Origin of the sequence: Streptomyces sp. NPDC012935, from assembly GCF_042900345.1 — a bacterium.
Lineage (GTDB): Bacteria > Actinomycetota > Actinomycetes > Streptomycetales > Streptomycetaceae > Streptomyces.
This window is the reverse complement of sequence record NZ_JBIBBC010000006.1, coordinates 24961-39090: the sequence shown is the minus strand read 5'-3', so window position 1 is coordinate 39090 and position 14130 is coordinate 24961. Positions and strand designations below refer to the sequence as shown.

At 72.2% G+C, this 14130-nt stretch carries 14 protein-coding genes and 1 pseudogene; 8 read left to right on the top strand and 7 right to left on the bottom strand.

Going from position 1 to position 14130, the window contains the following annotated elements; translation table 11 throughout:
• Positions 1-229: 229 nt before the first annotated feature.
• Positions 230-448, top strand: a complete 219-nt coding sequence (locus tag ACFY5C_RS16605) for a hypothetical protein (RefSeq protein WP_389444908.1) — start codon at positions 230-232, stop codon at positions 446-448.
• Here the strand turns inward: ACFY5C_RS16605 and istB are convergent.
• Positions 426-1646 carry an IS21-like element helper ATPase IstB gene (istB, locus tag ACFY5C_RS16600; RefSeq protein WP_389444906.1) on the bottom strand — a complete coding sequence of 407 codons (1221 nt, stop codon included), beginning with the start codon at positions 1644-1646 and terminating at the stop codon, positions 426-428. The genes ACFY5C_RS16605 and istB overlap by 23 nt on opposite strands.
• Positions 1647-1787: 141 nt before the next feature.
• Between istB and ACFY5C_RS16595 the strand changes: the two genes are divergently transcribed.
• Positions 1788-3431, top strand: coding sequence for a DNA repair helicase XPB (locus ACFY5C_RS16595; protein ID WP_389444904.1), 1644 nt, complete (start codon positions 1788-1790; stop codon positions 3429-3431).
• A gap of 2 nt (positions 3432-3433) precedes the next feature.
• Here the strand turns inward: ACFY5C_RS16595 and ACFY5C_RS16590 are convergent.
• Both ACFY5C_RS16590 and ACFY5C_RS16585 read right to left on the bottom strand, forming a co-directional pair.
• Positions 3434-4438, bottom strand: a pseudogene (locus tag ACFY5C_RS16590) (glycosyltransferase 87 family protein); the annotation flags it as partial.
• Positions 4439-4547: 109 nt separating this feature from the next.
• Positions 4548-4727, bottom strand: a complete 180-nt coding sequence (locus ACFY5C_RS16585) for a hypothetical protein (RefSeq protein ID WP_389444903.1) — start codon at positions 4725-4727, stop codon at positions 4548-4550.
• 545 nt (positions 4728-5272) lie between these two features.
• Between ACFY5C_RS16585 and ACFY5C_RS16580 the strand changes: the two genes are divergently transcribed.
• Positions 5273-7321, top strand: a complete 2049-nt coding sequence (locus ACFY5C_RS16580) for a HelD family protein (protein ID WP_389444901.1) — start codon at positions 5273-5275, stop codon at positions 7319-7321.
• Positions 7322-7780: 459 nt separating this feature from the next.
• On the opposite strand, the gene ACFY5C_RS16575 is transcribed toward ACFY5C_RS16580, so the two are convergent.
• Positions 7781-8476: a copper homeostasis protein CutC gene (locus tag ACFY5C_RS16575; protein WP_389444900.1), complete on the bottom strand. Its 696-nt coding sequence runs from the start codon at positions 8474-8476 to the stop codon at positions 7781-7783.
• An 88-nt stretch (positions 8477-8564) separates the two neighbouring features.
• Complete coding sequence (locus tag ACFY5C_RS16570; RefSeq protein WP_389444898.1) at positions 8565-9239, bottom strand: maleylpyruvate isomerase family mycothiol-dependent enzyme; 675 nt, start codon at positions 9237-9239, stop codon at positions 8565-8567.
• Positions 9240-9539: 300 nt separating this feature from the next.
• Here ACFY5C_RS16570 and ACFY5C_RS16565 point away from each other — a divergent pair, with 300 nt between their 5' ends.
• The 4 genes from ACFY5C_RS16565 to ACFY5C_RS16550 all read left to right on the top strand — a co-directional run bounded on the left by ACFY5C_RS16565 (position 9540) and on the right by ACFY5C_RS16550 (position 12413).
• Positions 9540-10202, top strand: a complete 663-nt coding sequence (locus ACFY5C_RS16565; protein ID WP_389444896.1) for a hypothetical protein — start codon at positions 9540-9542, stop codon at positions 10200-10202.
• Between the two features lie 28 nt (positions 10203-10230).
• Complete coding sequence (locus tag ACFY5C_RS16560; protein ID WP_389444895.1) at positions 10231-11349, top strand: GNAT family N-acetyltransferase; 1119 nt, start codon at positions 10231-10233, stop codon at positions 11347-11349.
• Between the two features lie 40 nt (positions 11350-11389).
• A complete protein-coding gene (locus ACFY5C_RS16555; protein ID WP_389444894.1) occupies positions 11390-11833 on the top strand; it encodes a PPOX class F420-dependent oxidoreductase in 444 nt (147 codons plus the stop codon).
• Positions 11834-11939: 106 nt separating this feature from the next.
• Positions 11940-12413, top strand: coding sequence for a carboxymuconolactone decarboxylase family protein (locus tag ACFY5C_RS16550; protein ID WP_389444892.1), 474 nt, complete (start codon positions 11940-11942; stop codon positions 12411-12413).
• 42 nt (positions 12414-12455) lie between these two features.
• Here the strand turns inward: ACFY5C_RS16550 and ACFY5C_RS16545 are convergent, their stop codons facing one another.
• Together ACFY5C_RS16545 and ACFY5C_RS16540 are read right to left on the bottom strand one after the other, a co-directional pair.
• Positions 12456-12725, bottom strand: coding sequence for a DUF4031 domain-containing protein (locus ACFY5C_RS16545; protein ID WP_328426892.1), 270 nt, complete (start codon positions 12723-12725; stop codon positions 12456-12458).
• A 4-nt stretch (positions 12726-12729) separates the two neighbouring features.
• Positions 12730-13128 carry a hypothetical protein gene (locus ACFY5C_RS16540; protein WP_389445445.1) on the bottom strand — a complete coding sequence of 133 codons (399 nt, stop codon included), beginning with the start codon at positions 13126-13128 and terminating at the stop codon, positions 12730-12732.
• Between the two features lie 63 nt (positions 13129-13191).
• On the opposite strand from ACFY5C_RS16540, the gene ACFY5C_RS16535 reads away from it, so the two are divergent.
• A complete protein-coding gene (locus ACFY5C_RS16535) occupies positions 13192-14112 on the top strand; it encodes a MurR/RpiR family transcriptional regulator (protein WP_389444891.1) in 921 nt (306 codons plus the stop codon).
• The last annotated feature ends 18 nt before the right edge of the window (positions 14113-14130 follow it).

The following is a 14130-nucleotide window of genomic DNA, read 5'->3' as shown; positions in this document are numbered from 1 at the left end:
GTCCTGAGCAAGCAGCTGAAAGGGAGTCCCCATGCGAGCCGTTCGTCGGATCACCACTGTCCTGACCGCCACCGCAACGATGATCGGCGCCCTCGCCACCCAGGCCGCCGCCGTCGGCATCGATCTCGGCGGGGGCCTGACCCTCTGACGCGTCCCGCCCCCCGGGCCGGTCCCAGTCCCCTGGGCCCGGCCCGCTCCTCCATCGGCTCAGAAAGGCCCCGAAGTCCTCATGCCTCCCAAGCGCCCCACCCGTTCCGCAGTCGCCGCCTCCGCAGGCGCCCTGCTCTCCGCCGTCGCGCTCGTCGCCGCGCTCGCGCCCGAGGCCGCCGCGAACCCGTCCGCGCTGCCGCTGCCGCTCCCCGCCGCCGGCGCCGAACCGCTCGTCAGCGAGGGGCTCACCATCGAAGGACCGCTGGTCAACAACATCACTCTGCCCACGCTGAAGTAGCGCGCCGCATCCGGTAGCTGTCGCCGTCGATGCGTACGAGCTCGGCGTGGTGGGCCAGCCGGTCCACCATCGCGAGCGCGGAAGGGCCGCCGAAGATCTCGTCCCAGCGGCCGAGCGGGCGGTCGCTGGTCACGATCAGCGAGGCCCGCTCGTAGCGGTGCGCGACCAACTGGAAGAACAGCGGCGCCGTCCCCGCCTCGAAGGGGGTGTAGCCGACCTCGTCGACGATCAGCACGGCGTGCTCGTCGAGCGCGGTCAGCTCCTCGGCGAGCCGTCCGGCGTCCCGTGCGCCGGCCAGCCGGGCGGCCCACTGCGCGGCGGTCGCGAACCGCACCGAGTGCCCGGCCTGGCAGGCCCGTACGCCGAGGCCGACGGCCAGATGCGTCTTGCCGGTGCCGGGCGGCCCGACGAAGACCACGTTGCGGCGGGCGGCGACGAAGTCCAGCTTGCCGAGCCGGGCCACGGTCTCGCGGTCGAAGGAGCTCGGGTGCTCGGAGTCGAACTCCTCCAGCAGCTTGCGCGCGGGGAAACCGGCGGCGCGCACCCGCTCCTCCGCGCTCGGCTCGTCGTCACGGGCCGCGGCCTGCGCCGGGACGAATACCTTCGCGGCGGGTTCCTCGGGGACGTGCGCCTCGTGCGCGTGCTGAGCGGCGGCCCGCTCACTCTGCGCGGCCATCGGCCCCGACATGTACGCCAGGATCGCCGCCGAGGCGATGAACGCCATGTGGATCACCGTGCCCCACAGCAGTGCGTGCCGTGAGGTGTGGTGGACATCCACGAACATCTGGAGCAGATGGACCGAGGAGATACCTACGATGGCGGTGGCGAGCTTGACCTTCAGCACGTTGGAGTTGACGTGCGAGAGCCATTCCGGCTGGTCGCGGTGGCCCTGGAGGCCGATGCGGGAGACGAACGTCTCGTAACCGCCGACGATCACCATGATCAGCAGGTTGGCGATCATGACGACGTCGACGAGCTTCAGCACGGCGAGCATGACGTAGTTCTCGGTCGCCTGCCCGGTCACACAGCGGAGGATTAAGGCCCACAGCTCGTTGAAGAACTTGTAGACGTACACCCCCTGGGCGGCCACGAGGCCGAAGTAGAGGGGGGCCTGCAGCCAGCGGGTGGCGAACAGGGCGTACCCGAGGGTGGTGGTCGTGGGGGACGGATCACGCGAGATGGGCTGCACGGTCGGCATTCTTCGCAAGCACCGCCGTACAGGTGAAACCACGCCACTCACAGGAATGAAAAGACATCCTGTAGGACTCCGGAATCGATCAGGAATCGATCAGGCACACTGGACGTTTGGTCGGGTGGCCGAGCGGAAGGACATACGCACGTGAACGGACCACTGATCGTCCAGTCGGACAAGACCCTGCTCCTGGAAGTCGATCACGAGCGGGCCGATGACTGCCGTCGGGCGATCGCCGTGTTCGCGGAGCTGGAGCGGGCACCCGAGCACATCCACACCTACCGGGTGACGCCGCTCGGCCTGTGGAACGCCCGCGCGGCCGGGCACGACGCCGAGCAGGTCGTGGACGCCCTGGTCACGTACAGCCGCTACCCCGTGCCGCACGCGCTGCTCGTCGACATCGCCGACACGATGGACCGCTACGGCCGCCTGACGCTCTCCAAGCACCCCACGCACGGCCTCGTCCTGACCACCACCGACCGTCCGGTCCTGGAGGAGGTGCTGCGCTCGAAGCGGGTCGCACCGCTCGTCGGCGCCCGCATCGACCCGGACACCGTCGCCGTGCACCCCTCCGAGCGCGGCCAGATCAAGCAGACGCTGCTGAAGCTGGGCTGGCCGGCCGAGGACCTCGCCGGTTACGTCGACGGCGAGGCGCACCCGATCGAGCTGCACGAGGACGGGTGGGCGCTCAGGCCCTACCAGAAGCAGGCCGTGGAGAACTTCTGGCACGGCGGCAGCGGGGTCGTGGTGCTGCCGTGCGGCGCCGGGAAGACCCTCGTGGGCGCCGGCTCCATGGCCCAGGCGAAGTCGACGACCCTCATCCTCGTCACCAACACCGTCTCGGCCCGGCAGTGGAAGCACGAGCTGGTGAAGCGCACGTCGCTCACCGAGGAGGAGATCGGCGAGTACAGCGGTACGAAGAAGGAGATCCGCCCGGTCACCATCGCCACGTACCAGGTGCTGACGACGAAGCGGAAGGGTGTCTATCCGCACCTGGAGCTCTTCGACTCCCGGGACTGGGGCCTGATCCTCTACGACGAGGTGCACCTGCTGCCCGCGCCCGTCTTCAAGTTCACCGCGGACCTCCAGGCCCGCCGCCGCCTGGGCCTGACCGCGACCCTGGTCCGGGAGGACGGCCGCGAGTCGGACGTCTTCTCCCTCATCGGGCCGAAGCGGTTCGACGCTCCGTGGAAGGAGATCGAGGCGCAGGGGTACATCGCGCCCGCCGACTGCGTCGAGGTCCGGGTCAACCTCACCGACGCCGAGCGGCTCGCGTACGCCACCGCCGAGCAGGAGGAGAAGTACCGCTTCTGCGCGACGACCGACACCAAGCGGAAGGTCACCGAGGCCATCGTCCGCCGGTTCGCCGGGCAGCAGATCCTCGTCATCGGGCAGTACATCGACCAGCTCGACGAGCTGGGCGAGCATCTGAACGCCCCGGTCATCAAGGGCGAGACCTCCAACGCGCAGCGCGAGAAGCTCTTCGACGCCTTCCGGGAGGGCGAGATCAGCGTCCTCGTCGTCTCCAAGGTCGCGAACTTCTCCATCGACCTGCCGGAGGCCACGGTCGCCATCCAGGTCTCGGGCACCTTCGGCTCCCGCCAGGAGGAGGCCCAGCGCCTCGGCCGGGTCCTGCGCCCGAAGGCCGACGGTCACCAGGCCCACTTCTACTCGGTCGTCGCCCGCGACACCATCGACCAGGACTTCGCCGCCCACCGCCAGCGCTTCCTGGCGGAACAGGGGTACGCGTACCGGATCGTCGACGCGGACGAGATCCTGGCCGAGGGGTAGCAGGCCAGGAGGGCGATGCCGAGCACCCCGTAGAGCGCGTACGGCGATGCCAACGGCTGCTGCCACCAAGGCAGTTGGAGGTCGCGCGCGCCCTCGTGCGGGAGCAGCCACATCGTGCGGGTCGTGAAGAGGAGGGCCGTTGCCGCCGCGAGGCGGGAGCGGCCCTCCGCCATGAGTACGGCGGTCAGCGGGACGCACCACACCCAGTGGTGGGACCAGCTGATCGGCGAGACGAGCAGGGCGGTGAAGGCCGTGAGGAGGATCGCGCGGCTCTCCTCGGCGGCCCGCGCCGCCAGCCACAGGCCGGTGACCGTGACCGCGGCGGCCGGGAGAGCCCAGGCGAGGCCCGGCGCCGGGTCGCCCAGGGCGCGGGCGACCATCCCCTGCAGGGACTGGTTGTCGACGATCCAGACCTTGCCCACGCGGTCCGTCTCGTAGAGGCGGCGGGTCCAGTAGTCGAGGCTCGCACGCGGCAGGGCGAGGGCGCCGAGCGCGACCGTCCCCGCGAGGGCCGCCGCAGCCGTGCCCGCCTCCCGGCGCCGCCCGCGCAGCAGCAGATACGCGATGAAGATCGCCGGAGTCAGCTTGATCCCGGCGGCGATGCCGACCGCCGCGCCCTTCCAGCGGGCGCCCGTCGGTGGCGTGAGGTCCCACAGCACCAGGCAGACCAGAGCGAGGTTGATCTGGCCGAAGAGCAGCGTCTGGAGGACCGGCTCCAGCCAGAGGGCCACCGCGGTGGCGGCGCACAGGGCGGGCGGGCGGAGCTTGGCAAGGCCGCCTGCCAGCCGGGCGGAGAGGTGGACGAGTACGGCGAGCATGAGCGCGTTGCCCGCCAGGAAGACCGCCTTGAGGGTGGCGAGGGGGATCAGCGCCGCCGGGACGAAGAGGAGTGCCGCGAAGGGCGGGTAGGTGGCGGGGAGCTGCCACTGCGTGACGGTGAAGCCGTAGAGATCCTCCCCGCGGAGGACGGCTTCGCCTTCCGCCCGGTAGACCAGCGCGTCGGCCATCGGGAGGGGCTGGTGGGTGCAGAGTGCCGTGAAAGCGAGTAGGGAAACCGCCAGAAGGCAGTAGGGAGTTGCGGAATGTGATCGGCGGGTCACTCAGTGACCCTAGGCGTCACTTGCGGCGGACGCCCGCCTCCTCGCCGTACTCACCGAGGACGATCACGTCGAAGGCCGCGCCTGCGAACACCTTGACGGCACGCAGGGCTTCACCGAGGCGATGACGGTGGTGCCCCTTGAGCGCTGTGGCTCCGCGGGGGCCCACGGGTGCTGGATGGATGGTTGCTGCGCTCATGTCTCCATGATGGATTCGCGGACATAAAGACCGCATCGGCCTGCGGACCGAAGCGGCGTACTGCCGCCGTACACCTCCGGGCGGATGCCGTCCCCCTGGGGAGGAGGCGGCGTCCCCTAGGGGTCGGGCGGGGTGGGGCGGTCGGGCGGGGTCGGGCGGGGTCGGGCGGGTCGGTCTGGGTCGGGTCGGGCGGGCCGGGGCGGCGGGGCGGGCCGGGGCGGGTCGGGCGGGGCGGGCCGGGGCGGGGCGGGCCGGGGCGGCGGGTCGGGCGGGCCGGGGCGGCGGGTCGGGCGGGCCGGGGCGGCGGGTCGGGCGGGCCGGGCGAGCGGGGCGGGCGGGTCTGGCGGGGCGAGCGGGGCCGGCGGGTCTGGCGGGGCGAGCGGGGCCGGCGGGTCTGGCGGGGCGGAATATTCGTTGGCGATTGGCTTCCCCCTTCGCCTAAAATCTCCGCTCTTGCCCGCCTCCCCCGCGGAGTGCCGCCGTCCGGACGGAAACCGGTCGGCTCTCTCGATCACCTACGTGTAGGTCCCTCCGGAGGCACCCCCTTGTCCACGCCCGCCGACGATCCCCTCGCCCCGCTCTCGCGAGAGCGCTCCCACCTGGCCGTGTCCCGTGCCGCCCTGCGTGCCATGCGCGAGGACGTCGAGTCCCTCGACATCCGCGATGTCACCGCGAACTGGGTCAACGCCGAAGTGCTCGCCCGCCAGATCGACGAGCGCATCAAGGCCCTGGCCGACCTCAGCGACACCCCGCTGTTCTTCGGCCGGCTCGACTACCTGCACGCCCCCGGCGCCGAGGAGGCCGAGGGCGCGGCGGGCGAGCGCTTCTACATCGGGCGCCGGCACGTGCACGACGCCGAAGGCGACCCGATGGTCATCGACTGGCGGGCGCCGGTGTCCCAGCCGTTCTACCGGGCGTCCAAGAAGGACCCGATGGACATCGCGCTGCGCCGCCGCTTCGGTTACACGGGCGGTGACCTCACGGCGTACGAGGACGAGCACCTCTCCGACCCGACCGAGGCGGCCCGCACCAGCAAGCTGCTCCAGCAGGAGATCGAGCGCCCGCGCGTCGGCCCGATGCGGGACATCGTGGCGACCATCCAGCCGGAGCAGGACGAGATCGTACGGTCGGGGCTCGGCGGCACGGTGTGTGTGCAGGGCGGTCCGGGCACGGGGAAGACGGCGGTGGGCCTGCACCGGGTGGCCTATCTGCTCTACGCCCACCGCGAGCGCCTCGCCCGCACCGGCACCCTCGTCATCGGACCGAACAGCTCCTTCCTGCACTACATCGAGCAAGTCCTCCCGGCGCTCGGCGAGTTGAGTGTCCGGCAGGCGACGGTGGACGACCTGGTCGCGCACGTCGAGGTGCGCGGCACGGACGACGCGGCGGCCGCGGTCATCAAGGGCGACGCGAGGATGGCGGAGGTGCTGCGGCGCGCGGTGTACTCGCACGTGACCATGCCGACTGAGCCGGTGGTCGTGGTACGCGGATCACGGCGGTGGCGGGTCCCGGCGTACGAACTCGAAGAGACCGTGCGTGAGTTGCTCGCCCGCGACATCCGCTACGGCGCTGCCCGCGAGGCCCTCCCGCAGCGCATCGCGCACGCCGTGCTGGTGCAGATGGAGCGGTCGGGGGAGGCACCGGACGACCGGGTGCAGGACGCGGTGGCCCGCAACAGCGCGGTGAAGGCCGCGGTCAAGGCGATCTGGCCGCCGGTCGATCCGGCGAAGCTGGTGTTGCGGCTGCTCGCCGACGCGGACTTCCTGGCCGAGCACGCGGCCGGGGTCCTCGACGCGGACGAGCAGAAGACGATCCTGTGGGAGAAGCCGGCGCGGTCGGTGAAGGCCGCCAGGTGGTCCGCGGCGGATGCGGTGCTGATCGACGAGGCGAACGACATCGTGGCGCGTACGCCGTCCCTCGGCCATGTCGTGCTCGACGAGGCGCAGGATCTCTCGCCGATGCAGTACCGGGCGGTGGGCCGGCGTTGCACGACCGGTTCGGCGACGGTGCTGGGGGATCTGGCGCAGGGCACGACCCCTTGGGCGACGCGGAGCTGGGACGAGGCGTTGGCTCACCTCGGCAAGTCGGAGGGGGTGATCGAGGAGCTGACGGCCGGATTCCGCGTCCCGACGGACGTCATCGCCTACGCCTCCCGCCTCCTTCCCCACATCGCGCCCGGCCTGACGCCGGTGGCGTCGATCCGTGAGAACCCGGGGTTCTTCGAGGTCCGTAAGGTGTCGGAGGCGGCTGAAGTCATCGCCGCGTGCGCGGAGTTGCTGCGCCGGGAGGGGTCGATCGGCCTGATCGCCGCGGATGCGCGGGTTCCGGTGCTGGCGGAGGGGCTCGCGGCTGCGGGGATCAGGTATCTGGCTCCCGGCGAGGAGACGACCGAGCAGACCCGGTTGACGCTGGTGCCGGCGTCTCTCGCGAAGGGTCTGGAGTACGACTATGTCGTACTGGACGAGCCGCAGGCGGTGGTGGACGGGGAGCCGGATGAGCGGACGGGGTTGCGCCGGTTGTATGTCGCGCTGACGCGGGCGGTGTCGGGGTTGGTGGTGGTGCATGGGGGGTCGCTGCCGGGGCAGTTGGAGTGACGGGTCCCTCCGGGGGTTGGCCGGGGGGTCGGGCGTGGTGACGGTCTGTGTTCGGGGTGCGGGTGGGTGGGGGCTGGTCGCGCAGTTCCCCGCGCCCTGAGAGGGGGTTGCAGGACCGCCGACCGGGAAGCCCGGGGGGCGCCGGGGCGGGGCGCGGGAGGCTCGGGGTGGTGGCGGTTTGTGTTCGGGGTGCGGGTGGGTGGGGGCTGGTCGCGCAGTTCCCCGCGCCCCTGAGAGGGGTTGCAGGACGGTCGACCGGGAAGCCCGGGGGCGCCGGGGCGGGGCGCGGGAGGCTCGGGGTGGTGGCGGTTTGTGTTCGGGGTGCGGGTGGGTAGCGGCTGGTCGCGCAGTTCCCCGCGCCCCCGGGGCGGTGCGGGTGCCGTAGCTGCGGGCAGGGCTGGCCCTGAGGGGGGGCGAGCCGCGCGATCCACCCCCCGCCCTAGCGCCCCGTCGGCCCGCCTACGCAACACCGTCCAGGACGGCCCGCCACTCAGCCACCGCCGCCACCGACACCGGCCCCTCCCAGCCGTCCGGACGGGCCGCGCCGCCGATGTGGAAGGCGTCGATGCCGACGGTCAGCAGGGTCGGTACGTGGTCGAGTCGCAGCCCGCCCCCCACCAGGATCCGCTGCTCGTAGCCGGGCTCCCCGGCCTTCGCCGCCTCGGTGAGCAGGACGGCGAGGCCGTCGTCGACTCCGGTCGCTGAGCCGGCCGTGAGGTAGGTGTCCAGGCCCGGCATGCCGTCCAGCTGCTTGCGCAGGGCGTCCCGGTCGGCGGCCCGGTCGATGGCCCGGTGGAACGTCCACCGGCACCCGTCCAGCTCACTCACCACCCGCTCGACGGCCTCGAGGTCCACCCCGCCGTCGGCGTCGAGGAACCCGAGCACGAACTCGTCCGCCCCGGCGCGCCGCAGCTCCCGAGCCACCCGCACGAGCCGCCCCACGTCCCCCGCCGCGAACCCGTCCGCCAGCCTCAGCATCACGCGCAGGTCGATGTCGACGGCGGCTCGGATCCCGGCGAAGGTCTCGACCGGCGGGGTGAGCCCGTCGGCGGCCATGTCGGTGACCAGTTCGAGCCGGTCCGCACCCCCGGCCTGGGCGGCGACCGCGTCCTCGACGCCGAGGGCGATCACCTCCAGGACTGCACGCTTGCTCATGGGACCCCATTCCTCGGCAGTGACGACGGCTACAGGTCTAGTCCAATCCAAGGGTACGGGGTGGAGGCTCGCCCGAGGACGCGCAGGGTCACCCGAAGATGTTCAGCTCCTCCGCCTCCGCCCCCGCCAGCTCGTACGACGCCCCCGCCACCGGCCGCCCCGCATACAGCCGTACGAGGGTGGCGGCGTCCCCGATGTACCGAGCCGGGGGACTCGGAGCCGTCGGGTCGCCCAGGCGCAGGGCCTCATCGACGTCGTCCAGGTCGGCATGGAGCGGGATGCCGTGCCGCTCCCGGGACAGCCGGACCAGCAGTCGCAGCGCGAGCGGCAGCCCGGCCCCGGCATACGCGCCCGGCTCCCCGAGCACGTCCCGCACGTCACCGGCGTGCACCCACTCCCCCAGCGCGATGCCGTCCAGGGCCCCGCCCGCCTTGGCGATCACGGGCCCCGCCTCGGTCATGCCGCGTTCCAGCTCGTCGACGACCTGAGCGTTGGTCCAGTCGGCTCGCTCGGCGATGTCCCGGTCGTTGGACTCGGGCGAGAACACACCCTCCTCGAACCGGTTCTCCACCACCCGCATCAACGCGGCCGAGCAGTGCGCCAGCACATCCCGCACCGACCACCCCGGACACGCAACGGTCGCCACCGCGAAGTCGGCATCCGACCTCGCCCGCAACAGCGGAACCAACGCATCCCGCTCGACGACCAACAGCCGCCCCGGCAACTCGGGATCCCGTACGTCGTACCCGTCAGCAGAAGTCATGCCCCCACGCTAGGGCTCCCGCGCCGCGACAGGGCCAGAACCTCCCGCCCGCGCCCAGCGCCCAGCACCCAGCGCCCAGCACCCAGCACCCAGCACCCAGCACCCAGCACCCAGCACCCAGCACCCAGCACCCAGAGGATGCCCACCCCTCAGGGCCAGTCCTGCCCACAGCTACGGCACCTGCAGCCCCCTCAGGGGCGCGGGGAACTGCGCGACCAGCCCCCACCCACCCGCACCCCGAACACAAACCGCCACCACCCCCGACCCCCCGAAACCCGCCACCCCCGGAACAATGGCCCCATGGCCGACCTCCACACCCCCGCCGCCCTCAACACCCTCCGCACCCGCTTCACCCAAGCCCTGAACGCAACCCGCTCCCCCGCCACCACCCCCGACCCCACCCCCTACGCCGAGAGCCTCCTCACCCGCTGGCAGGAACCGCAGCGGCGCTACCACACGCTCACCCACCTCACCGCGGTCCTGGACCGCATCGACGAGCTGGCGGGGCACGCCCGTGACCCGGACGTCGTGCGGCTCGCCGCCTGGTTCCACGACGCGGTGTACCTCCCCGACCGCTCGGAGAACGAGGAGCGCTCGGCCCGCCTCGCAGAACGCGCCCTCGTGGAAGCCGGTGTCCCCGCGGAGCGGACCGCCGAGGTGGCCCGCCTGGTCCGGCTCACCGTCACCCACGCCCCGGCGCCGGACGACCCCGACGGCCAGGTCCTGTGCGACGCCGACCTCGCGATCCTCGCGGCGCCGCCCTCCGCGTACGCCGCGTACACGGCCGCGGTCCGCGAGGAGTACCACTTCGTCCCGAACGACGCCTTCCGCGAGGGCCGCGCCGCGATCCTGCGCCAACTCCTCGACCTGCCAAGCCTGTTCAGCACGCCGTACGGACATGAGAAGTGGGAGGCCACCGCCCGCTACAACCTCGCCGCCGAGCTGGAAATGCTGTCGCTCTGACGAGTCCCGCCGCCGTACCCTGCACGGCATGCGAGACATGGGCGGGGAACGCGTACAGGAAGCCGTGGCGAGCTGCGCGGCGCTGCTGCGGACGGTGACGGACCGGGACTGGGGCGGGCCGAAGGCCGGGCGGCTGGAGTGGAGTTGCCACAAGACGGCGTTCCACATCGCCGAGGACCTCATCGCCTACGCCGCCAACCTGGCCGGCCGCGCCCGGGACGCCTACGTCCCCTTCGAGATCACCCTCGACGAGGGCACCGGCAGCGAAGGGCTGATCCACGTCATCGAGACGACCGGCGCCCTCCTCACCGCAGCCGTCCGCACCGCTCCCCGCGAGGTCCGCGCCTTCCACCCGTACCCCTTCCGCAGCGCGAACCGCGAGGGCTTCGCCGCGATGGGCGTCGCCGAAGTGCTGCTGCACACGCACGACATCGCCGAGGGACTCGGGGTGGCGTACGAACCGCCCGCCGAGCTGCCCGGGTTCGTCCTCACGACGATCTTTCCGCACGTCCGCCCCGGCCCCGACGCCTGGCGCACCCTGCTCTGGGCCACCGGCCGTGGCGACCTGCCCGGCCGCGCGCCGGTCACCGAGTGGCGCTGGCGCAACAACCTCGTCCTGCCCACCGACCGCCTCACCCTCCAGGGCGTCACGCCCGCGGCCGCCGCCGACCTGAGCTCGGGCGGCGACGGCGGATTCACGTGGGTCGTGGGCGGCCCCTTCGAGGGGACGCGGGAAGCCGCCGGGATGATGTCGAAGGCGTACGAGGAGGGGGTGCACCGCCCCGAGTTCGGTCTGTTCGTCCTCGTACGGCGCCAGGACGGCCTCGCGGTCGGCGGCATCGGCTTTCACGGCACCCCCGACGAGGAGGGCGTGGCAGAGGTCGGCTACGACCTCGTGGAGGGTGTCCGCGGACGCGGCTACGCGAGTGAGGCGCTGAGCGCACTGTCGGAGTGGGCCCTGGCCCGGGACGACGTACGCCTCCTCTTCGCGGCGATCCACGACGACAACGTCCCGTCACAGCGCGTCGTCTCCCGCGCCGGATACGTACGCACGACCGTCGAGGAGGAGCGGGCTGCACGGGAGCAGCACGACATGGACGCCTCCCTGCGGCTCTACGTCCGCCGCGGGCACGCCACGGCGGCCTAGCCTGGAGCGGAGCCGACCCGCACCGTCGCAGGGAGCCGCCATGTCGTTCACCGCCGAGGAGATCGCCTATCTCACCGCGAACCCGCTGGCCCGTCTCGCCAGCCTCTGCGCGGACGAGCAGCCCGACGTGGTGCCGGTGGCCCTGGAGTTCGACGGCACCCACTTCTGGGTGGGTGGCCCCGGCGCGGAGGTCCTCGGCACCCGCAAGTTCCGCAATGTCGTCCGCGGCCGCGACAAGGTGGCCTTCGTCGTGGACGACATGGTCTCCGTCGAGCCGTTCGTCGCCCGCGGCATCCGGGTGTACGGCGTCGCGGACGGTCCGGTGGAGCGGGTCGGCATGGTGGGGCCCGGCCACTACCTGCGCATCACGCCGACGCTGTCCTGGAGCTGGAACCTGTCGGACCCGCCCCGGCCGGCCGGGGAGTCCTGGTACCCCATGCGCCGGGCCGAGCACTCCACACCGCACTCCACGCCGAACCCCTGACCCCGAATCCTCGGCCGTGACCCAGGTCACACCCACTCATGTCACATCGCTCCGAGCCGGTCCGTCATAGCTGTGTAACCACCGACGAACGGCAAGGGAGTTGGCCATGAGCGCCCGACTGAACATCTTCGGAATCCCCAGCGCCGGCAAGATCATCAAGCACATCACCTCGGCGAGCAAGGTGGTGCACGACTCGACACTGCCGCTCACCACCCAGCACCTGGTGACGCTCCGCGCCAGCCAGATCAACGGCTGCGGCTTCTGCACCGACATGCACAGCAAGGACGCCGTCGCCGCGGGCGAGGACTGGCTGCGCCTCAACATGGTCGCGGCCTGGCGCGAGGCCACCTGCTTCACCGAGGCCGAGCGCGCCGCCCTCGAGCTGGCGGAGGAGGGCACGCGCATCGCGGACGCGGCCGGCGGGGTCTCGGACGAGGTGTGGGCCAACGCCGCCAAGCACTACGACGAGGAGCAGCTCGCCTCCCTGGTGTTCCTGATCGGCCTCATCAACGCCTACAACCGGATGAACGTCCTCATCCAGCAGCCCGCCGGCGACTACCAGCCGGGCCAGTTCGCGTAGCCGGGACCCATCCCGCCGGCCCAGGGGGCGGTCAGGGGGGCGTCAGCCCGCCTCCCGCCCCTTCGGCCTGCGCAGCCCCGCCCCCTGCAACAGCCGGACCACCTCACGGCTGCTGACCTCCACGGCACCGGCCCGCACCGCATCGGCATAGCGGTGGGACGGCACGTCGTAGTGGTCCCGCTCGAAGGCCCGCCGCGGTACGCCCAAACCGTCGGCGAACGCGTGCAGTTCGTCGTACGACAGGTCGCTCACGAGATGCGACCACATCCGCCCGTGCCCCGGCCAGGTCGGCGGGTCGATGTAGATCGTCACGGCGTCACGCGCTCTCTCCCGAGGACTGCGCTCCGCCCGCACCGGCCGCCCCCAGCGACCCCACCGCCGCGACCGTCACACCCGCCTTGTGGCACACCCAGTGCGGATCGGGCCCCAGCTCCGGCTCGACCTCCAGCGCATGCGGATCGCCGGCGCCGCACACCGGGCACAGCGGCCAGCGCCCGAACCGGTCCAGCAGCGCGTCCTGCACGTCCTGGGCGACCAGCCCCGCCACGAACTCCACGCCGTCCGGCCACTGCTCCACCCACCAACGCCGTTGTACGACCGACTCCTCGACCAGCGACACGACGTCCGCCTCGGCGACCTCGCCCGCGACCAGGTCGGCGAGCACGAGGGCGCGGGCCGTGTGCAGCGCCTGTTCCAGCGGGCTGAGCGGACTGATGGGTTCCATGGTCCTATTGTGCGCACTCTTGACCACCGCACGGGGTGGAAATATTTTTCAAAGGTGACCAATGAAGTGAAGGAAACTTTCGGCCGCGCCGGGCCGACCGGTCCGGCCCCGGCGCCCGCCGCCCTCGCGGCCAAGGTGCGCACGCTCGCCCCGTCGATGACCCGCTCCATGCAGCGCGTCGCCGAAGCGGTCGCGAGCGATCCGGCGGGATGCGCGGCCCTCACGGTCACCGGCCTGGCCGAACTCACCGGCACCAGCGAGGCCACCGTCGTGCGCACCGCCCGTCTCCTCGGCTACCCCGGCTACCGCGATCTGCGCCTCGCCCTCGCCGGCCTCGCCGCCCAGCAGCAGTCGGGCCGCGCCCCCGCCATAACGACCGACATCGCGGTGGACGACCCGATCGCGGACGTGGTGGCGAAGCTCGCCTACGACGAGCAGCAGACCCTCGCCGACACGGCCGCCGGCCTCGACACCGCCCAGCTCGGAGCGGCCGTGTCGGCTGCCGCCGCCGCCCGCCGCATCGACGTGTACGGCGTCGGGGCGTCCGGGCTGGTCGCCCAGGATCTCGTCCAGAAGCTGCTGCGGATAGGGCTCATAGCCCACGCACACAGCGATCCGCACCTCGCCGTGACGAATGCCGTGCAGCTGCGCGCGGGTGACGTGGCGATCGCCATCACCCACTCCGGATCCACCGGGGACGTCATCGAGCCGCTGCGGGTGGCGTTCGAGCACGGGGCGACGACCGTCGCGATCACCGGGCGTCCGGACGGGGCCGTCACCCAGTACGCCGATCACATCCTCACGACGTCCACGGCGCGGGAGAGCGAGCTGCGGCCGGCGGCGATGTCGTCCCGGACCAGTCAGCTTCTCGTCGTGGACTGCCTGTTCGTGGGGGTGGCGCAGCGGACTTACGACACGGCGGCGCCTGCGCTGTCCGCGTCCTACGAGGCGCTGGCGCACCGGCACCGCAGATAGACCGCAGGCCCGACGGCT

Excerpts from the sequence above, each read along its gene's own strand:
- ACFY5C_RS16605 (WP_389444908.1), top strand. The coding sequence starts at position 230 with ATGCCTCCCAAGCGCCCCACCCGTTCCGCAGTCGCCGCCTCCGCAGGC.
- istB (WP_389444906.1), bottom strand. The coding sequence starts at position 1,646 with ATGCCGACCGTGCAGCCCATCTCGCGTGATCCGTCCCCCACGACCACC.
- ACFY5C_RS16585 (WP_389444903.1), bottom strand. The coding sequence starts at position 4,727 with ATGAGCGCAGCAACCATCCATCCAGCACCCGTGGGCCCCCGCGGAGCC.
- ACFY5C_RS16575 (WP_389444900.1), bottom strand. The coding sequence starts at position 8,476 with ATGAGCAAGCGTGCAGTCCTGGAGGTGATCGCCCTCGGCGTCGAGGAC.
- ACFY5C_RS16570 (WP_389444898.1), bottom strand. The coding sequence starts at position 9,239 with ATGACTTCTGCTGACGGGTACGACGTACGGGATCCCGAGTTGCCGGGG.
- ACFY5C_RS16565 (WP_389444896.1), top strand. The coding sequence starts at position 9,540 with ATGGCCGACCTCCACACCCCCGCCGCCCTCAACACCCTCCGCACCCGC.
- ACFY5C_RS16560 (WP_389444895.1), top strand. The coding sequence starts at position 10,231 with ATGCGAGACATGGGCGGGGAACGCGTACAGGAAGCCGTGGCGAGCTGC.
- ACFY5C_RS16555 (WP_389444894.1), top strand. The coding sequence starts at position 11,390 with ATGTCGTTCACCGCCGAGGAGATCGCCTATCTCACCGCGAACCCGCTG.
- ACFY5C_RS16550 (WP_389444892.1), top strand. The coding sequence starts at position 11,940 with ATGAGCGCCCGACTGAACATCTTCGGAATCCCCAGCGCCGGCAAGATC.